At 45.0% G+C, this 18,951-nt stretch carries 23 protein-coding genes and 3 pseudogenes; 20 read left to right on the top strand and 6 right to left on the bottom strand.

The annotated features are described in order from the left end of the window. Positions 1-179 precede the first annotated feature (179 nt). The 3 genes from BLQ24_RS10390 (at position 180) to BLQ24_RS09190 (ending at position 2,068) form a co-directional block, all read left to right on the top strand. Positions 180-491 (top strand): ACT domain-containing protein, encoded by a 312-nt coding sequence (locus BLQ24_RS10390; protein ID WP_242869631.1) that lies wholly within the window; start codon positions 180-182, stop codon positions 489-491. Positions 492-607: 116 nt separating this feature from the next. Continuing rightward, entirely contained in the window at positions 608-1,213 is a 606-nt protein-coding gene (locus BLQ24_RS09195) for a YczE/YyaS/YitT family protein (RefSeq protein ID WP_090164655.1), read from the top strand. Positions 1,214-1,645: 432 nt separating this feature from the next. Beyond that, positions 1,646-2,068, top strand: a complete 423-nt coding sequence (locus BLQ24_RS09190; RefSeq protein ID WP_090164654.1) for a hypothetical protein — start codon at positions 1,646-1,648, stop codon at positions 2,066-2,068. Here the strand turns inward: BLQ24_RS09190 and BLQ24_RS10575 are convergent. Continuing rightward, positions 2,025-2,270, bottom strand: a complete 246-nt coding sequence (locus BLQ24_RS10575) for a recombinase family protein (RefSeq protein WP_090164653.1) — start codon at positions 2,268-2,270, stop codon at positions 2,025-2,027. The two genes, BLQ24_RS09190 and BLQ24_RS10575, sit on opposite strands and share 44 nt — an antisense overlap. Next, positions 2,263-2,700: a MerR family transcriptional regulator gene (locus BLQ24_RS09180; RefSeq protein ID WP_090164652.1), complete on the bottom strand. Its 438-nt coding sequence runs from the start codon at positions 2,698-2,700 to the stop codon at positions 2,263-2,265. The genes BLQ24_RS10575 and BLQ24_RS09180 overlap by 8 nt, the downstream gene beginning before the upstream one ends. 143 nt (positions 2,701-2,843) lie before the next feature. On the opposite strand from BLQ24_RS09180, the pseudogene BLQ24_RS09175 reads away from it, so the two are divergent. The 3 genes and pseudogenes from BLQ24_RS09175 to BLQ24_RS09165 all read left to right on the top strand — a co-directional run bounded on the left by BLQ24_RS09175 (position 2,844) and on the right by BLQ24_RS09165 (position 4,855). Continuing rightward, positions 2,844-3,717 (top strand): annotated as a pseudogene (locus tag BLQ24_RS09175) (alpha/beta hydrolase). Positions 3,718-3,719: 2 nt separating this feature from the next. Next, the gene (locus BLQ24_RS09170) at positions 3,720-4,310 is read left to right on the top strand and encodes a sugar O-acetyltransferase (protein WP_090164651.1); all 591 of its coding nucleotides are present in this window, start codon (positions 3,720-3,722) and stop codon (positions 4,308-4,310) included. A gap of 2 nt (positions 4,311-4,312) precedes the next feature. Then, entirely contained in the window at positions 4,313-4,855 is a 543-nt protein-coding gene (locus tag BLQ24_RS09165; RefSeq protein WP_055154020.1) for a flavodoxin family protein, read from the top strand. Between the two features lie 428 nt (positions 4,856-5,283). On the opposite strand, the pseudogene BLQ24_RS10535 reads toward BLQ24_RS09165, so the two are convergent. Further along, positions 5,284-5,463: pseudogene (locus BLQ24_RS10535) on the bottom strand (winged helix-turn-helix transcriptional regulator); the annotation flags it as partial. Between the two features lie 47 nt (positions 5,464-5,510). Between BLQ24_RS10535 and BLQ24_RS09150 the strand changes: the two are divergent. From BLQ24_RS09150 to BLQ24_RS09085, 13 genes and pseudogenes are all read left to right on the top strand, one after another. Continuing rightward, positions 5,511-6,077: a flavin reductase family protein gene (locus tag BLQ24_RS09150; protein WP_090164649.1), complete on the top strand. Its 567-nt coding sequence runs from the start codon at positions 5,511-5,513 to the stop codon at positions 6,075-6,077. 270 nt (positions 6,078-6,347) lie between these two features. Continuing rightward, on the top strand, positions 6,348-7,166 hold the full coding sequence (locus BLQ24_RS09145) for a 4Fe-4S binding protein (protein ID WP_336433284.1): 819 nt from the start codon (positions 6,348-6,350) through the stop codon (positions 7,164-7,166). Positions 7,167-7,320: 154 nt separating this feature from the next. Further along, positions 7,321-7,935 (top strand): helix-turn-helix domain-containing protein, encoded by a 615-nt coding sequence (locus BLQ24_RS09140; RefSeq protein WP_090164648.1) that lies wholly within the window; start codon positions 7,321-7,323, stop codon positions 7,933-7,935. Between the two features lie 99 nt (positions 7,936-8,034). After that, positions 8,035-8,319, top strand: a complete 285-nt coding sequence (locus BLQ24_RS10175) for an ATP-binding protein (RefSeq protein WP_176755916.1) — start codon at positions 8,035-8,037, stop codon at positions 8,317-8,319. Between the two features lie 6 nt (positions 8,320-8,325). Beyond that, entirely contained in the window at positions 8,326-8,598 is a 273-nt protein-coding gene (locus tag BLQ24_RS09130) for an ATP-binding protein (RefSeq protein ID WP_336433285.1), read from the top strand. Positions 8,599-8,678: 80 nt separating this feature from the next. Continuing rightward, positions 8,679-9,416, top strand: a pseudogene (locus BLQ24_RS10385) (recombinase family protein). Between the two features lie 272 nt (positions 9,417-9,688). Next, positions 9,689-9,913, top strand: a complete 225-nt coding sequence (locus BLQ24_RS09115; protein ID WP_090164644.1) for a hypothetical protein — start codon at positions 9,689-9,691, stop codon at positions 9,911-9,913. 136 nt (positions 9,914-10,049) lie between these two features. After that, entirely contained in the window at positions 10,050-10,262 is a 213-nt protein-coding gene (locus BLQ24_RS09110; protein WP_090164643.1) for a helix-turn-helix domain-containing protein, read from the top strand. A gap of 17 nt (positions 10,263-10,279) precedes the next feature. Next, on the top strand, positions 10,280-11,269 hold the full coding sequence (locus BLQ24_RS09105; RefSeq protein ID WP_090164656.1) for a restriction endonuclease: 990 nt from the start codon (positions 10,280-10,282) through the stop codon (positions 11,267-11,269). A gap of 73 nt (positions 11,270-11,342) precedes the next feature. Continuing rightward, positions 11,343-12,152: a hypothetical protein gene (locus BLQ24_RS09100; RefSeq protein WP_090164642.1), complete on the top strand. Its 810-nt coding sequence runs from the start codon at positions 11,343-11,345 to the stop codon at positions 12,150-12,152. Positions 12,153-12,546: 394 nt separating this feature from the next. After that, positions 12,547-13,686 carry an aldo/keto reductase gene (locus tag BLQ24_RS09095; RefSeq protein ID WP_090164641.1) on the top strand — a complete coding sequence of 380 codons (1,140 nt, stop codon included), beginning with the start codon at positions 12,547-12,549 and terminating at the stop codon, positions 13,684-13,686. Between the two features lie 524 nt (positions 13,687-14,210). Further along, positions 14,211-14,576: an ACT domain-containing protein gene (locus BLQ24_RS09090; protein ID WP_090164640.1), complete on the top strand. Its 366-nt coding sequence runs from the start codon at positions 14,211-14,213 to the stop codon at positions 14,574-14,576. A 19-nt stretch (positions 14,577-14,595) separates the two neighbouring features. Continuing rightward, positions 14,596-15,240, top strand: a complete 645-nt coding sequence (locus tag BLQ24_RS09085) for a flavodoxin family protein (protein ID WP_090164639.1) — start codon at positions 14,596-14,598, stop codon at positions 15,238-15,240. Here the strand turns inward: BLQ24_RS09085 and BLQ24_RS10570 are convergent. Continuing rightward, positions 15,217-15,471, bottom strand: a complete 255-nt coding sequence (locus BLQ24_RS10570; RefSeq protein ID WP_090164638.1) for a recombinase family protein — start codon at positions 15,469-15,471, stop codon at positions 15,217-15,219. The two genes, BLQ24_RS09085 and BLQ24_RS10570, sit on opposite strands and share 24 nt — an antisense overlap. A 51-nt stretch (positions 15,472-15,522) precedes the next feature. Here BLQ24_RS10570 and BLQ24_RS10505 point away from each other — a divergent pair, with 51 nt between their 5' ends. Then, positions 15,523-15,666, top strand: coding sequence for a hypothetical protein (locus BLQ24_RS10505; RefSeq protein WP_336433283.1), 144 nt, complete (start codon positions 15,523-15,525; stop codon positions 15,664-15,666). A gap of 786 nt (positions 15,667-16,452) precedes the next feature. Here BLQ24_RS10505 and istB read toward each other — a convergent pair. Together istB and istA are read right to left on the bottom strand one after the other, a co-directional pair. Continuing rightward, positions 16,453-17,229, bottom strand: a complete 777-nt coding sequence (istB, locus tag BLQ24_RS09065) for an IS21-like element helper ATPase IstB (RefSeq protein WP_090164604.1) — start codon at positions 17,227-17,229, stop codon at positions 16,453-16,455. Continuing rightward, entirely contained in the window at positions 17,226-18,776 is a 1,551-nt protein-coding gene (gene istA / locus BLQ24_RS09060) for an IS21 family transposase (protein ID WP_090164603.1), read from the bottom strand. Before istA ends, istB begins: the two co-directional genes overlap by 4 nt. Between the last annotated feature and the right edge of the window lie 175 nt (positions 18,777-18,951).

Genomic DNA, 18,951 nt, shown 5'->3' with positions numbered 1-18,951 from the left:
CGAATACGGGTTCTCTGATCCGCCTGATGGGTGCGGTACTGATCGAGCAGAACAGCATCAGGCAGTCCCGAAAATCGATCTTCAGCCAGAAGTACTACCGGAAGATGCAGGAGGCGGGCACGAAGGAGAAGCTCGTCAGAATAGCAGAAGAACAGATCGCGCTTCTGGCGGCATGACTTTTGGCTGGCACATCGTCGCAGTTCTGTCAAGGAAACCTCTTCGAGGTGCATTCTGCATCCTTGACAGACCCGCTCCGGTGCGCCGGCGGTCAGGTAGTGGATGCAGGGCATCCCCTGCATCCAAAGATGCCTAAAGGCAATTTACACACAAATCAGGACTTGACTCTTTCAAAGTTGTCTGGAATACTTGCAGATAATAAAATTGGGATTTTTGCGGTATCTACATTCAACACAGATTATATTTTAGTGAAAGATGCAGATTTTGAAAAATCATTAGCTGTATTAATAAATGCCGGATACACAGTGATATAGATTTCAGATGCTTTAAACCCAAAGAAAATGATACGTGGAGTGAATTATTAGCATGAAAGTTCAGCATATTGCAATCGGACATTATGCCCGTCCGGAAGTACTTGAATTCAAAGTCAATGAAAAATAACAATAAAAAAACACTAAAGAAATTGGCAATCCTTGTAATAGGTTCTATAATTGCGGCTTATGGAATTACACTTGCACTGTATGCTGGATTTGGCGGAGCTACGCTTGCGGTGCTATGGCAGGGTCTTGCAAGAACATTTCACATAAGCATTGGCGCAGCATCTTTTGTTGTAGCATTGGGAATGATTTTGTTTGCGCTCATTTACGATAAAAGTCAGATTCATATAGGAACTGTGTTGTACCAAATTGTATACAGTACCTGTGTAGATTTGTTTGCTAACTGCCATATTTACAGTACCTATAAGTGGATCAATTTTTTAATTATGTTGTTAGGAGTGTTTTTGTTTGCTGTCGGAACAGGACTATATGCGTCGGCATCCCTTGGTAGAGGCTCCTATGAGGCAGTCACTTTTGCTTTAGCAGAAAAAAATCACTGGCAGATTAAATTTGTCCGAATGGCATTGGATATTTTGGTTGTTGTTACAGGTGTTTTGCTTGGCGGAAAGTTTGGTGTATGCACGCTTATTACAGTTATCATTTCAGGCCCAATTATCCAATTTGTTAATGCGAAAGCAAAACAAATTTTAAAGATATGATAGTAAAGAAACTTACAATTTCCAGTTCAATGTGTTTTGCAATGATGCTGATATGATTTAAGGTAATGGAGCAACATCATATTTTCGACCAATTTCCGAACAGCATGTCCCCGCTTTGAGCAATTCCCAGACAGCAAGAACCTACGTGATTATGTTCCTCACTGTCTCGTTGCATGTTGAGACGGTAGTATTGATGTCAAAGAAAAAATTAGACGAGGCCGGAATCTGCTGAAATCATCGGGTTTCGGGAATCGTGGGAAATTTCTGTGTCTCTGAAATCTGGCTGAAAAACAGCACATAGGGAAGTTATCCAAGGCGCTTTTTACAGGGTTGTGTGTCGCGATTAAATAATCGGGCAGGTTGCGGCTCGTGATTAGATATAGGGTAGGGGATGGATGTTGGGGAAACAACTCAGAATTTATGGAGAGGTACATGGATTATATCAGAGACAGGGAAAGTAATATTCCCTTCAGCTTACATGATAGTCGGATAATGCAGATTATAATTAATGAAAAAACACTAACTTTGAGGTTAGATCGGATATTTCAATATGCTGGCGATGAAGAAAAATCGTATCAGGGAATCATTGAGTTTACAAAGGCTGATATAGAAGAGTGCGACATCATGCTGTTTAACAGACCGTATGGATATGATGGAGAGAAATCCTTCACCGGAGAATCAATATCTCTTGCTGAGTTTAACGCAAAATATCCGGATGCAGTCTTTGAAATCGTTACGGAAGGATACTCTGGATATGACACAATATTCCAGGGCTGGATATGGCAAGGGGAGAATGACCCGATCTTTGGAATTATGCGTATATGGAATACAGGAGATATGATCTATCGGATTTAGCAAAATCCAGTTTGTCTATAAAAAAACAGAGCAGGCACTCCAGATGCAGCGCGATGCTTTTCATGGAGTAGCCTTCGAGATACTCCCGGTAGATCCGACGCACCACCTCGGCCTGCTTAGGATCAATGACAAGGTTTCCGTTTTCATCTTTTGTAATACACTCGAAAATTCCAGTTTGATGAAGAAAGCAAAAATCATTCATGCCCGTTGTCATATAGTTTCTGTATATTTTTTGGAAGTTTGTCAGGTAACATGGCATTTATAGCATTTTCGTTACCATCTTTCATTGCCGTTTCGTAATACCAGCATTTGAATTTTAAGAGGGAGAGAATTTTTTGAAGTTTCTGGATTTCAGTTTCAACAGCTGATTTTCTGGCTTCAAATAATTCTTTCCTTTTTTCATAGCTAGAGCTGCCTTCAGATACCCAGACAAAAAATTGCTTTATATCTTTGATCTCAAGCCCTGATTTTTTTAGACATTCAATAATACGAAGCGCTTCTAATTCATTATCGCTGAAATAACGGATGTTTCCCTTACGTTCCAGATTAGGGAAAAAGCCTTCCTTGTCATAATATCTTAAGGTAGAAACAGGAAGACCAAACATTGCAGAGACCTGACCGATTGTATACATAATAAACCTTCTTTCAAAATGTGCTTGACCTAAAGTTAACTTTAGGGTATATGATGTTTAGATCATATGCTATTGTTAGTGTATTTACAAGAAATTTTGCATATGGAAGGATGATATATATGTTAAATACAGAATAATTAAAGCTGGTATCTGAATGGGATAAAACTTTTCCACAGAGTGAAAAAGTAGATCATCAGAAAGTAACATTTGTAAATCGTTATGGGATCACACTTGCTGCAGATCTGTATAAGCCGAAAAATACATCTGGGAAATATCCTGCGATTGCCGTAAGCGACCATTTGGCGCAGTCAAAGAACAGTGTTCCGGATTATATGCGCAGACGATGGCTGAAAAAGGATATCTTACCATTGCATTTGATCCTTCTTTTACGGGGGAAAGTGGAGGAAATCCAAGATTCATGGCTTCTCCGGATATTAATACAGAAGATTTCATGGCTGCTGTTGATTTCCTTTCTGTTCGAGAAGATGTGGATCCAGATAAAATAAGAATCATTGGAATCTGTGGCTGGGGAGGGATGGCTCTTAACGCAGCTGCGCTGGATACAAGAATAAAGGTGACCGTTGCTTCTACTATGTATGATATGACAAGGGTCAATGCAAATGGATACTTTGATTCTGAAGATAGCGAGCAAGCACGTTATGCAAAGAAACAGTTGCTGAATACTCTGAGTATTATAAAGGCAGATGTTATCATAAAAGGAGCCTCAATTCCAATGATGGCTGGAACAGTATTGGATGCATGTCATTTATGAATCAGCCAATATTAAAGTACAGTAATGAAATCAGAAGTGCAGTCCTTATCGTTCACGGAGAAAAAGCACACAGCTATTATTTTGGAAAAGATGCTTATGAAAATATGATTAAGAACAGCAAGTACACATCCAATAAAGAGCTTCTAACAATTCCAGGAGCTGTCCATACAGATCTTTACGATAACCTGGATGTGATCCCATTTGATAAAATCCAGAAATTTTTTGAAGAAAACGGGGTTGGTTAATTATGACATGTGAAGAGTATTTGAGTAATATGAAGCCCGGATATACTGTAAATGGTGGAAGTGAAGAGCATCTGGTTATGCATGAATTGTCTCAAAGGGCATTGAAGATAACGATGGAACTGAATAACAAATATCATACAAAAGAAGAAATTGTACAGCTTATGTCAGAACTTACCGGGCAGAAAATAGATGAGAGTTTTGGAATGTTTCCTCCGTTTTATACGGATTGTGGGCGAAATATCCATATGGGTAAAAATGTTTTTATTAATGCAGGATGTAAGTTTCAGGATCAGGGTGGTATTTATATAGAGGATGGAGCTCTGATCGGACATAATACAGTACTGGCAACGATCAATCATATGGAAGATCCTGAGAAAAGAGCTGGTATGATATTTCAACCGATTCACATTGAAAAAAATGTATGGATTGGAGCAAATGTAACGGTTCTTCCGGGGGTTACGATTGGTGAAGGTTCGATCATTGCAGCCGGAGCAGTTGTAACAAAAGATGTTCCGGCCAATATGATTGCGGCAGGAGTGCCTGCGAAAGTAATACGGAAGGTTAAAATAGACACTGAAAAGGGAGAAATTTAATCATGGCAAAAAAAGTATTGATCATATCGACAAGTCTTCGAGGAGGCAGCAATTCTGATATACTTGCAAATGAGTGTGCAAAGGGAGCAAAAGAAGCCGGGCATGATGTGGAACTTCTTTCTTTGAAAGGAAAAGATATAAAATATTGTATCGGTTGTCTATCCTGTCAGAGAAATGGGATGTGTGTACTGAAGGATGATGTTGCAGATATTATGGCAAAAGTAAAGGATGCGGAGGTCATTGTCTATGCAACACCGATTTATTACTATGAGATGTGTGGCCAGATGAAAACACTTCTTGATAGATTGAATCCTTTATATTCGACAGATTATTCATTCAGAGATATTTATATGATTGCAACTGCTGCTGAGAATGATGAAAGTGCGTTTGAAAAAGCCTACAATGGTCTGCAAGGCTGGGTAGACTGTTTTGAAAAGGCTTCCTTGAAAGGCATGGTCGGAGGCGGTGGAATTGATGCTGCAAATATAGCTGCAAGCCATGTTGATGTGATGAAAAAAGCATATGAACTTGGAAAGAAATTATGAGTTTGAAAAGAGTACTGTTATTTAGTCTGTGTATATTAAGTTTTATCTTGCCTTGTAGGATGTAGAGAAACAGAAATTACCGTCAAATCGGCGATTGATGATGAGAAAGAATACATGAAGTATGTCTATGTATAGCGACAATGAGCAGGTTGGTTCTCTGGGAAAAAGTTATACAAAAATTGATGAGCAGATAACTACTCAGCAGGCACTCCAGATGGGGCGCCTGCTTTTTTATTCGTTAATGGTGATCTGTAGGCGCACCGAGTTAAAAATGGTACCGGATGAACGACCGACGCTCAGTTGGGCCGTAACGGCAATATCATTCCTGTCAAGAACCAGTCGACGAAGTTGCTTGACACTATCGCAAGGAAAAAAGAAAATAGGGGGTCCGTAGCGCTCTCTGTGCTTCATTGCGTCAGGTTTATCTACTCCAGCTCCTTGAGATTAGTGCTGAGAGTCTTGTCGGAAATGGTTTTCAGATACCGTTTCAGCTCATTGAACCGCACGGTTTCAAACTACATCAGGCAGTAGAGAATGACCATCTTGTGTTTGCCGGAGATCAGAGACAGCGTAGTACTTGAATTTCTGTTTTGCTCGGTTATAATCATAAGCAGGATGAACAGTTCCGTCAACCTGATCACAAGGAGAAGTTATCATGAGAACAAAACTGAAAATCACCGAAGGCATTTTCCCGATGCCGGTTCTGATGGTTGCGACTTATAACGAGGACGGCAGCGTGAATGTTATGAATGCTGCTTGGGGAACGATGCAGGAGCGGGACACCGTTGCTCTGAATCTCACCGAAACCCACAAGACCGTGCAGAACATCAAGGCGCGGGGTGCGTTTACCGTCAGCATTGCTGATGCCGCGCACATCGTCGAATCGGATTATTTCGGCGTAGAGTCCGGCAACAAGGTCGCCGACAAATTTGCCCGCAGCGGTCTGACCGCAAGCAAAGCCGAAAGCGTGGACGCACCGGTCATCAACGAGTTCCCGATTTGCCTGGAGTGCAGGTTCATCGAGTATCAAAACAATGAATACGGATGCGGTGTCATCGGCAAGGTGGTCAATGTCACTGCCGATGAAAGCGTTATGGTGGATGGAAAAATTGATATGTCCAAGGTCAACGCCATCGCATTTGACCCCTACACCCACGGCTATTATGAAGTCACCGATCGTGTGGGTGAAGCATTCCGAGATGGCTTAAAGCTGAAAAAGTAGGGTATGCAGAGAAGGAGCTTTCGCATAAGCGAAGGCTCCTTCTTAAAATATGTGGATTTCGCAAATTCCAGTGCAATGTGTTTTGCAATGTTGCTGATATTATTGAAGGTAACGGAGCAACATCATATTTCCGATCAATTTCCGAGCAGCATTGTCCTACTTTGACCAATTCCCAGACAGCAGATGTCAATAAGTTGAGTTGCCGAGTTAGATGTTGGGAAGTTGTGGCTGTGAGATAGATGTCAGGGAAAGTCGAATGGAGGTGATAGATTGAAGAAATATTTGGCACCGCTTTTTATGCTCATAATCTTTGAAGCTGTTGCAATTACATTATGGCTTACAAAGGATAATATTTTTTACCTCTTCAATTTCAGCTACATCGGGCTTTCTATATCTTTGGGGATTTTTCTGTTTATAAAAAAATATAAGCACGCAAGACGTATCGTTCAGTTGCTTGTTGGTTTATATATGCTGATATATCTGGGGATTATCTGCAATGAGAATATGCAGATCGAGGGATTCTGGTATTACTTATTCACCGGAGTTTTTGAGGCTGCCACTATTCATTACGCCGTTGCAAAGATTTTCGGGCCAATATTATTCGGTAGAGGCTGGTGTGGATATGCCTGCTGGACAGCTATGGTCTTGGATTTTCTTCCTTACAAGTCTCCATCACAACCAAGAAGGAATCTCGGATGGATCAGATACATTACATTTACGTTTTCACTGGTATTTGTTGCCTCATTGTTCCTTGCTAAGGTTGGCAATATCGAACGGATTATGTTCTGGGCATTTATTGTCGGCAATCTCGCTTATTATGCTGTGGGCATTGCACTCGCATTTGCGTTCAAGGATAACCGAGCATTTTGTAAATATATATGTCCCATCACTGTATTTTTGAAGCCAATGAGTTACTTTTCGGTTCTCAGGATAAAATGTGACAAAGACAAATGCATCTCGTGCGGAAAATGCAAACGAGTATGTCCTATGAATGTTGACGTGACAGATAATTCTCGAAAACGAAAAAATGGAACAGAATGTATTCTATGCATGGAATGTGTTAGAAATTGCCCAAAGGATGCACTTTAGGACAGGAAAAGGGCTCCAGCACTGTCATCATCGGCAACGGGGAGCGCATTTTACCGGACTCAACCAGCGGTAGAGTTGCAGGAAATCAACTTATGGTTCGTGTAATAATACGATGATACCGGCTATGCTTGAGCCATGAAAGAAGGTGCCCGATATGGATCAAATTAAAATTGGAAAATTCATAGCATCCTGCAGGAAGGAACAGGGCATGACTCAGGCAGTCCTTGCCGAGAAGCTCGGAATCAGTGACCGGGCGATATCAAAATGGGAGACCGGAAAGTCTATGCCGGATTCCGGGATTATGCTGGATCTTTGTGAACTTCTGAAAATTAACGTCAATGAACTCCTGTCGGGCGAAAGAATTATGGCAGAAGCATATGACAAACGGGCAGAAGAAAACCTGCTGGCGATGAGGCGAGAGGTCGAAGAAAAGAACCGGCAAATGCTCAGGACGGAATACTGGATTGCGTTTCCTGCCGTCATTGCTGGACTGGTCATGGTGTTTGTGGCGTCATTTATAGAGATGCCAGTCTGGCTGAGAATTGTACTAATCGTATTCGCTCTCGTGATGATATTTACGGTCGCTTTTATCGCTGTGGGAATTGAGCAAAAGGCCGGATACTATGAATGCCAGAATTGCCATCACAGATATGTTCCTACATACTGGCAGACAAATCTTGCTATGCACATGGGGCGGACGAGATACATGAAATGCCCTAAATGCGGAAAACGCAGCTGGCAGAAGAAAGTGCTGACAAAAGAAGAATAAGACAGACCAAGGCTCCTCACTACTGATTAAATTCGGTGGCGAGGAGTTTTTTTATGCCTCAATGTCGATTGTGATGCCGGACTTGAATTCCACTGTGAAGTGGTCTGCGAAGACGGTGATCTTCTCGATGAACTTTTTTACCAGAGCTTCGTCGAACTCTGTAATGTCGGTTTCCTGTCCGGCGATGAAGTCCTACAGCTCCTTGACACCACTATCACCAAAGGCTTGCAGTGGCAGCTGCAGAGGATCGAGCAGATCGATTTCAGAAACATAATGGAGAACTTCGTGATCGTCGGAGACTGCGCGACTGGGAAAACATCCCTGGCATCAGAGATCGGCAGGTATGCTCTGTTGAAGAGGGCAAAGGTCCAGTACATCTCGTAGGAGGATCTGCTTCTTGCGATCCGGAACCAAAGCCCGCGGTGGAAGAAGATCCTGAAAAGTGAAATGCTCATCATCGATGACGTGTTCTATCTTGCGCCGTCTGACGAAGAACTTACGACATTCTATAAAGCAATTACATTTCTTTCTGAAACACACAGTCTGGTCATCGTGACCAACAGGAAACTTTTCGGGTGGAAAGACATGGGTGCGGACAGGCACCTGGTAGAGACGAAGCGCAAACGCCTGATGGGGAACGCTCAGCTGATCCATCTCAAATAACTAAAAATCGATTTTGTTGGCATTTTCGTGCCAACTCCTATAATTACCTAATTGATAATGAAAGCAAAAAATCTCAGGAAATGATGAACCATTCATCAATCGGTGAGATTTTTCATATAGAACCCCAGGGGGGAGGTGGATCTCCAGGGGTGCCAGGCCGGGTACGGTGCCGGCCCTTCGCGTGTGCAAAAGGCGAAATCAAAAGGGTGGCGGCCCTGGCGCAGCAGGAATCCCAGTCCATGTCGCAGAACATCCGACTCGGGATCCAGTACCGTTTTCAGCAGGGGAAGATGCAAGTGAACTTCGGGAAGTTCATGGGCTACACCAGGGGAGAAGACGGGCAGGCGGTCATCGTGCCGGAGGAAGCGGCCGTGGTCAAAAGGATCTTCCGGGAGTACTTTGAGGGTGCAAGCCTGGTCGAGATCTGCAGAGGCCTTGAGGCAGACGGGGTATTAAACGGAGCCGGCCATAAAAAGTGGCACGAGAGCAACATCAAATAGATTCTTACCAATGAGAAGTACATCGGGGATGCGCTCCTGCAAAAGACATATACGTTGAATACCCTGGAGAAGAAACGAGTGGCCAACAACGGCATCGCTACCAAGTACTATGTGGAGGGCAGTCATGAAGCGATCATTGACAAAGATGTATTCCTGCGGGTGCAGGCTGAGATTGCCAGACGAGCCAATGTCCTGGCCGATGGAAAGAAAAGGATTTACAGCTCCCGGTATGCTTTATCCAGCATCGTGCTCTGCGGACACTGCGGTGATATTTTTCGCAGGATAAAGCGGAATAACCGACGGTCTGGCGCTGCGTAAGCCGGGTCCTAAAGAAAAGCAGCGGCATTGTCTGCCCGGCCAGAACGATCAAAGCGGAAGTCCTGCAGGCAGCGGTAGTTACCGCAGTAAACGATGCCTGGTCCAGGAAGGAATCGATTCTTCCCGAACTGCGGGAAAACATCCGATCGGTCCTGGAAGAAGATACGGATCAGAAGATCGCCAAGGTCGATGCTGCCGTAAAGCAGAAGCAGGCGGAGCTCCTTGATGCCGGCAGGGACCAGGAAAAGATCGATGAGATTGGAGATGCGATCATGCAGCTGCGAGAAGAACGGCAGCAGATCTTGACGCAGGCAGCAATGCGAAAGGACGTGAAGGACCGCATCGAGGATCTCGCCACCTTTCTGGATGAGCAGACCCAGGCGGTCACGGAGTATTCGGATGCCCTGGTCAGAAGGCTCATTGAAAGAATCACGGTTTATGATGAGATGCTGGTGATCGAGTTTAAATCCGGCCTGGAGATCGAAGTTGACGCATAAGAAATTACCATTTACGGCAGTCGGACAAGCTCTGGCTGTCTTTTTTGATTTAGAAGATGAAATCTGAACCGTTTTATGATACAATAAATTGAACAGATAGTTAAACTAGATTGAACAGTTTGTAAGGCGGTAAGGTATGCTTAAGAATAACATTGAAATAGATGTCAAAGTAAAATGCATGGAAGAGCAGATCACGCAGGCGGAACTGGCCGAGAAGACCGGAACCTCTCCGTCCTATGTGAACCGGCTGATTAAGAAGCCGGAGAAGATCGTGAACAATACATTTATAAAGATGATGGAACAGCTCGGATATGACGTCCAGCTTACCTATGTCAAAAAAGAACAGTAGAAAAGAGGGATATGAGTATGGCAAACGAAGAAAAGAAAATCTGGGGAATTCATACTCAGGATGATAATCTGTTCCTTAAAGGTAATGTGATCGCTATTGGCTGGCATGAAATGGGCGATCTCAGTCTGATCGATGCAAACCGGGATGCCTTTAAGGACAAGTACATTCAGGCTTATCCAGACGCCAAGAAAGGCAGCATTGCTACGGCGGCGGGTATGCTTTATCGCTTCTGTTATGAAGTCCAGGTCGGCGACTATGTCGTCTTCCCTTCCAAGAGCAATCGTGAAGTTAATATCGGCACGGTGGAAGGTGATTATGTGTATGATCCGTCTCAGATGGAGTATGTCCAGACCAGGAAGGTGAAGTGGCTGAAACACCTGCCGCGTATGTCCTTCTCACAGGGGGCTCTGTATGAAATCGGATCTGCGATGTCATTCTTCATGGTAAAGAACTATGCCGATGAATTTATGGCAGCGCTGGACAAGGGATTCAAAAAAACATCGGCAGCAGCTGATGAGGACGAGACCGTAGGCGCAACAGCCGACGATATCATTGAGAGCACAAAAGACTTTATCCTGAAGGAACTGAGTCGTCAGTTGAAGGGCTATGACCTGGAGCAGTTTGTAGCAGATTTGCTTCGTGCGATGGGTTACCGGACCACGGTGTCTCCCCAGGGAGGCGATAGTGGCATTGACATCACGGCTTACAAGGATGAACTTCCTCCTCGTATCCTGGTACAGGTGAAAAGCCAGGACAGCGACATCAAGGAGACGACGATCCAGTCATTGAAAGGCGCGATGCGTGAAGGCGACTACGGCTTGTTTGTCACGCTGTCCAATTATACGAAGAACGCACAGAAGTATCTTGATAGCACTCCGATCATTCGAGGTATCAACGGTACAGAGCTGGTTGATCTGATTTTGAAATATTATGAGGATCTGAGCGAGAAGTATCGGAAGATGATCCCGCTCAAGATGGTTTACATCCCGGTGCCGAAAGAGGAGTGATGGCCGATGATTACGGATACATCAAAACTGGTAGAGCAATTAGCCAGGTTTATATCTTTTGTGCAGTACATGGATGGCCAGCCCGGATTCATTAGTTTTCGCAATAGTGCAGGGTTCCTCGGAAGATAAATCCAGGATAGCTGAAGATGCCCGTAAAGAGCTGAAATTTGCTGACTGGAAGGAGTCGTGGATTGGAACCGGCAAGATTGCTGAATGCGCAAAGAGGGCGATGGGTAAGGCTGGAAATCTTGTTGACCCCAATCAGCAGGTAGATTTCAAGAATCGTCTTGATCCTCAAAATCCTAAATACCGTCAGGAAGCGGAAAAGGTCCTATACGACATTTATCGTAATTCGTCATATGATGAGTCATTAGCGTTCGCAAGTGCTGTAAAAACGTTCGGTGCAACGTACGATACCATCGCGTTTTTATTCTTCGTTAAGGACGATACTCGTTTTCTTCCTAACAGACCTGGTCACTTTGATAAAGGTTTCGCTGCTTTGGGGATTGATTACACTACTTCATATCGCTGCAGCTGGGAGAACTACCACGGATTCATCAACATTATCAAGGAAATTCGAGTCGTCATGGAAGATATGCTTCCTATGGAAGGGACGCCAAGATTGATCGATGCACATTCTTTTGTGTGGGTTGTTCAGGAGGACAGATTCACAGATTGGAATCCCGATGCTGAGCAGAACATCCAAATTGAGCAAACAACTGAAGATTACATACAAGGCGTCATTTCGGGTAACGGTGGCCGACGCAGTGTTACTTCGAGTGTGTTTGCCAGGAGCGCTGAGGTTGTTAAGGAGACCAGAAAACGAGCGAAAGGTATTTGCCAGTACTGTAATCAGCCGGCTCCCTTTTTCGACAAGACATGAAAGGAAAAACCAAGGTGGATCAGCTGAAATGTGCAATTGATCTTTATGACCAGATGCGTAGTTGGTATGCGGACTTTCTCCAAACTGAGAACGGTAAGGATTGAATTGCTGAGTTTGACAGGACGTTACCAGGATATGTATGGATGAGCGATGTGAAAAGAATTGATTTTTATCTTTGGAGCATTCGTGACTAAATCGGGATTCGCAGGAGACAAGCAGAATGGATATAATCAAGAAATTCTATGAATTGACAAATACTGATTACTGGTTTGTTTTTTGCAAAATGAATGACGATTGATGACTAATTTGTTGCGGTTTGCTACGAATTGGATAGAGATGTAAATCTCTTCTGATAAAATATAACTTGGAACACAATTGAAAGGAGATCATAAAGATGAAGAATTTGGGTTTTGGAATGATGCGTTTGCCGGTCAAGACCGGTCCCACTGATTTTGATTATGAACAACTCAATACCATGGTGGATACCTTCTTGAAAGCGGGCTATACCTACTTTGACACCAGCTATGTCTACCACAATGGCAAGAGTCAGGAAGCTGTAAGAAAGTCCCTGGTGGAGCGTCACCCGCGAAACAGTTTCCTTGTCGCAACAAAGTTCCCGACTTTCAACGAGGTTCCGGAAGAAAAGATCGAAGAAGTCTTCGAAAGTCAGCTTAAAGATCTCGGTGTCGATTTTATCGACTATTATCTCCTGCACAATATCCAGACTGTCAACTATGACGGATATGACGGAAACGGAGGTGTTGCCAAGTCAACTCATCTGTTTGATCATGCTAAAAAATGGAAAGAAACAGGAAAAATCAGACATCTGGGCATTTCCTTCCATTCATCGGCAAAACTGCTTGATCGGGTCTTAAACGAACATCCAGAGATCGAATTTGTGCAGATTGCCCTAAATCCAATCGACTGGGATTCAGAACTTGTCCAGGCTGAAGCCTGTTATGAAGTCATCAGAAAACATGGACGCAAAGTGGTCATCATGGAAGCCGTCAAGGGCGGTGGTTTGGCAAAACTGCCTGAAGAAGCCGAAGCAGTATTGAAGACCGTCCATCCGGATTGGTCAATCGCTTCCTGGTCCGTACGCTTCTGTATGGAAAAGGAGGATGTTATCGCCGTACTTTCCGGCATGAGCACTTTGGAACAGGTCAAAGACAATATCAAAACTTCTGATGAAGCTCAGCCTTTAAACGAAGAAGAAAACAGAGCTTTGACGGAAGCAATGAAGATCTACCGGGAAAGCGCCCCGATCCCGCAGAGCGAGATCGAAGGATACAAAGGGCTTCTCTATCATGGTGTACCGGTCTCCGCGATCCTACAGGCTTACAGCATCTGTCAGATCCAGCCGGATCCTGGGTTTTCGGATGATAACAACTATCTGAAAAACTCCTTTGCCGAAGCCGAACACATCGATTTCCGAAACGGACTTGATAAACAGAAAGTAATTACTGCGAACGGTAAGGATATTACCGAAATGGTAGAAAAAGCAGTTTCCTGGCTGAGAGAGAACAGTTTCTAATAACAATCAACCTGCAATCACACAATACCCGGCATTACAGCTGCAGTGTTTATGAAAGATCAAAAGACAATATCTGAGCTGTATAAATCAAAGTTTGCAAAAATGTTGCTAAAGCATAAGTCCAACATTTATACAGAATGACAGATTCCAGCTTGTAGAAGCGTTCTGCTAAGGAAACACAGTAGATCTCTTCGGTTGGAGGCGCTCTGGTTGGTTAATTCGCTTGTACTGTTGACATTCATAATGGTGTCTCGGGGCACGTGGAGACGGCAGTATTGATGTCGAAGAAAAAAATAAGACGAGGCCGGAACCCGCTGAAATCAGCGGGTTCCGGGAATCATGGAAAATTTCAGCGTACTTGAAATCTGGATGAAAAACAGCACATAGGGAAGTTATCCAGGACGTTTTTTACAGGGTTGTGTGTCGCGATTAAATAATCGGGCAGGTTGCGACTCGTGATTAGATGTAGGGTAGGGGATGGATGTTGGGGGAACAACTCAGAATTTATTTGGAGATTAGGTTATATGGAATTGAAAAAGATAGCGCACAATCTGACTGTTTGTAAGGTAAAGAATGTATCAGACATAGACATGACGTCTGAATTCTATTTTATTGGCAAAACAGATGAAGAGATTTCCTTAGTTTGTAAAACGGAAGATACTCCGATTGAGACTGTTGAGCGGGATGATGGATGGAAAGGTTTTCGTATTCAGGGAACGCTGAATTTTTCTTTGATTGGAATTCTGTCAAAGCTGTCAGGCATTCTTGCGGATCATAAAATAGGCATCTTCGCAGTTTCCACGTATAATACAGACTATATCTTTGTAAAGGAAGAAAACTATGACAGGGCATTAAATGTCCTGGCATCGGAAGGATATTCGATCGTATAATTGGAGGAGGGGGCTTACTATGAAGGTTATGGTATTAAACGCAAGCCCGAGAAAAGCCGGGAATACTGCTAAATTACTCAAAGCAGCAGCAGATGGCGCAAGAGATGCAGGAGCAGAAGTTGAGTATATTGATTTATACGATCTGACTTTTACCGGCTGCAGAGGCTGCATGCTCTGCAAGCGAAAAGGAGTGGAAAGATGTCACTGCTATTGGAAAGATGACTTATCACCAATCATTGATAAAATATTTCACGCGGACGTTCTGCTGATCGGTACAGCGATTTATCTGGGAAGGCCGACGAGTCGATATTTTGAATTGATAGAGCGCCTACATTTCTGTTCGCTGTCCTATGACGATTACAGCAATTACTTCAAGGGTAAAGTAAACGTCGGGTTGTTCGTCAGCATGAACGCTACCAAAGAGTTCTACGAGCGTCTATATAAAGCAAAATTTGAAGAGTATGCCAAAGAACTGGAAATGCTGGGTGGTAAGGTAATCCTGTATCCCTGCTATGACACTTTGCAAGTATCGGATTATTCGAAGTTCAATATGGCAAGTTTTGAGGAAAGTAAAAAGAAATTAGTACACGAAAAGGATTTTCCTAAGGATTTGGAAAATGCCTATCGGATAGGGCAGGAACTATGTGAATTCCAGTTTGTCTAGGAATAATCGCTTCGTGTTCTTGACTCGCTTCTTGGCTAGAAAGTCTGTGGTGACGGTTTTCTGAAGAAGGGCGTCTCCCATATACTTTTCGTTTCTTAGAATCTTGTTGATCGTGGAATCGTACCATTTGGTATTGCCTGCTCCAGTGAGAATGGGAACCAGACACTTATCATCGACACCAAGTATTATGAGCGTACGCTGCAGACAAACTTCGATGTACAGACATTGCATTCCGGCAACATGTATCAGATTTTCACATATGTGAAGAACAAGGAAGCAGAGTTGAAAGGCACTGGGCATCAGGTCTCCGGTATGCTTCTCTACGCAAAAACCGACGAAGATCTGGTGCCGGATAATGTGTACCACATGAGTGGCAATCAGATCTCGGTGAAGACGCTCGATCTGAATCAGGAGTTTCCGGGCTAATCGCCTATTTTTGCCTTGACCGTTTCCTTTTGACGGGCGGGAAATGGCGATATTTATACGCTAAGCTCGGCGCATGTTGAAGCCGTAACCCTGCTGTCGCGAACGAAGTGAAGTGAGAGCAGCGGTACGTCTCATGCAAAGCCTGCCCGCGAGGAACGAGCGGCAAGCAGGCGACTGCTGGAGTGCGTAGTATTGACGTCAAGAGTCAAAGGAAAATAGGCGCGAAAGCTTAAGTATACTGCGGTTTTCGGGCAATCGCGCAAATTTGGCATCAGACAGACAAAATGCTTCTCGGTAACTTATCCAAGGATAAATCAGCTAAAAAAGTGTGAGAGTTGAGTTGCCACGATAGATGTCACTATGTTGAGTTGCCGAGTTAGATGTCGGGAAGTTGTGGCTGTGAGATAGATGTCAGAGGCATCATTTTGTGTAAATTGCTTTTAGTACATTTGAGAAAAAATCCTAAAATCTTAAAAATGCCCATTTGATTTTTGATAAAAATCAAGTTAAAATACAAGAACAACGTGTGGCGTTTCAACTGCGTAAATCCGGTTGGAAATCCACACGTTTATTTTATGTCACGAAGAGGAGGTAAAGCGAAATGAAACGAGTGAAAGCCGCTTGTATCTGTCAGACACTCCACTTTATGTTAAAGGATGATCTTGGACACGATTACGCAGTGAAGTTGGTCAAGGAAGATGATTATTACGGGGCGGCGGAGCCGCCTGTCCGGTGGTGGCGGAGCCACCTGTCCGGACTTTCGGAGCCACCCCGCATGATTATTGGTTACCTTGCTTTTTCAGGATCCAATCCGTAGACTTCTCGCATGGAGATATCTTTGGATGGATCAGCGCTTTCAATGTCGATCTTGTAGGAATCGTAGGAGATACGATCCATGATCGCATCGGCAAGAGTGCTCTCGCCGCCGCAGATCTGCTGATACCATTCTTCCTCCCGGAACTGGGAGCAGAAGATCGTGGAAGATCTCTTCCTGCGTTTATGGATCAGCTCAAACAAGTTCCTGGCCTCCGGCTCGGTGAGCTTCAGGAGCAGCCATTCATCGATGATCAGCAGGACCGGCTTTGTGTATTTCTTGAGTACGGCGGGAAAGTTCCCGTTGTCCCGGGCTGCCTGCAGGTCAAGGAGCAGGTCCGGAAGGCGGACATACTGGACCGTATAGAACTGCTTGCAGGCTTCCATGCCGAAGGCGCAGGCCATGTAAGTCTTTCCGCTTCCGGTTGCGCCGGTGATGAAGATGTTCCGGTACTCTGTGATGTATTCACAGTTCGCCATGCGCTCGATCAGGGCTTTGTTGATCTTCCGACCGGAGTGATAATCTATCGCAGCGACGGAAGCGTCAGGCTGTTCGAACTCCGCTTTGCGGATCAGCCTTTTGAGCCGGTTGTTTTTCCGGCTGGTATACTCGATATCAACAAGCATGCCGAGCCGGTCATCGAAGGGGACTTCCTTCATGGAAGGGTCATCCTTCTGGATACGGAAAGCGTCAGCCATAGCGGTAAGACGCATTTCAATGAGTTTGTTAATGGTGCTTTCGTTTGTCATGATCGTTTACCTCCGTAGTATCTGGCGCCTCTGGTTATACCGCGCGGCTTCGCCTGCGCATCTGTTCCTGAAGAAAGGCCGGTATCCGGTTCCTGCTTCATGACAGTGAGAAGATTTTTGATGCTTTTGTAGCTGGGTTTCCCGCTGTAGGACAGTGCCCGCTCACAGACTTTCTCAAGGCGCTGCGGCGTATGCTTGTCTGCCAGTCTCAGCAGTCCCATACAACTTCTGTACGACTGCTGTTCGACCCGGCCGGAGGTGAGGATCGCATCGACCACCTTTCGTGTGTTCGGCCCGATCTGATCCGCCCATCTGCGGAAACGGCTGCCGTTCCACTCCAGATATTTCTGGTGGTCATCGGGCATGTGCTCAGTGACCGTGGAATATTGGCCCCTCCTGCCGTGAAGCTGGCGATGGGAAGCGATCCGGTCGTGATTGTAAAAAACTTCAATAGTAGTGTCTGTCACCCGCACATCGACCTTATCCTTGATATACTGATGAGGCACGGAGTAGTACATACCGTCTACTGCGATGTGATAGTTGAACTGGACGGTGGCTCTTTTCCACTCAGCCGGTTCGAAGGGTGTGGCAGGCAAAGGTGCCAGTAATGGCTGTTCTTCCCCAAGAAACAGACTGAGCCTGCTGCATTCCTTTTTCTGGAACTGTCTGGCATTGTAGATGTCGAGCTTCTTCCGGATGGCTGAGTTCAGCTCAGCCAGGGAGAAGAACTGTTCATTCCGTAAGGCGGCTGTGATCCATGTGGATATCTTGCCCACGGAGCCCTCTACGTTCGGTTTGTCCTTGGGACGGCGCACGCGGGCCGGCAGGATCGCGATGTTATAGTGCTCCGCCATTTCGTGATACGTCGTATTGAGCACCGGTGTATACCAGTCGCTCTTTCTGTGATCGACAGCTGTCGTGCAGTTATCGGCCACAAGCATCGGTGTCACGCCGCCGAAGAATTCAAACATGTGAACATGGGCCCTGATCCAGTTCCCGGTCCTCTCGTTCATAAAAGCTTCGACGTAGGTGTACTGACTATAGGTGAGAACACCCACGAATAGCCAGCAGTCGGTAATCTCACCGGTGTCCGGATCGATGATGTGTGCAGGATCGCCCGCCCAGTCGACTTCGATCTGTTCACCGGGCTTCCGGGGGATGTGCATGGTTGCACGGCGTTTCTGCTCGTCTCTGCGGATGTATTCACAGAACTGGGAATACATGAGAGGCTCTTCACCGGCTTGCCGGCATTCCTCGCAGTATTCGATCCACAGAAGCTTTTTGGTAACACCGTTCCGCAAAAGTTCCTTGCGGATGTAACTGTAATCGGGCAGACGTCTGTCTGTTGCCGATTTCTCACTCGGGAACAGAAGTTCCCCAAGTGCGCCGTCGGTCATGCCGAAATCGAGAGGCCATGAGATGCTTAGTTCATCAGCCCTGTCGATCACGCGCCTGACCGTGTTGCGTGAAACACTGCAGCTTCGTGCAATGTTCCGGTCGCTGAATCCCAGGCTTTTTAGCCGAAGGATCTCACGATACTTGGTCATAATGGTGACCCTCCTTTATCTGTAGTCACGCCGGAGCGTGCCTGTACAGTATAAAGGAATCTATGGTTCAGGAGCCGCAAAGTGGCTCCGAAACTCCGGAATTAGTGGCTCTCATTCTCCGGAATGGTGGCTCTCAAAGTCCGGACAGGTGGCTCTGAGGAGCCCGGAATAATCA

The organism is Eubacterium pyruvativorans (assembly GCF_900102225.1).
In the GTDB taxonomy this organism is placed as follows: Bacteria; Bacillota; Clostridia; order Peptostreptococcales; family Anaerovoracaceae; genus Aminicella; species Aminicella pyruvativorans.
Note: the sequence above shows the minus strand (reverse complement) of the source record. Positions and strands in the feature narration are given on the sequence as shown.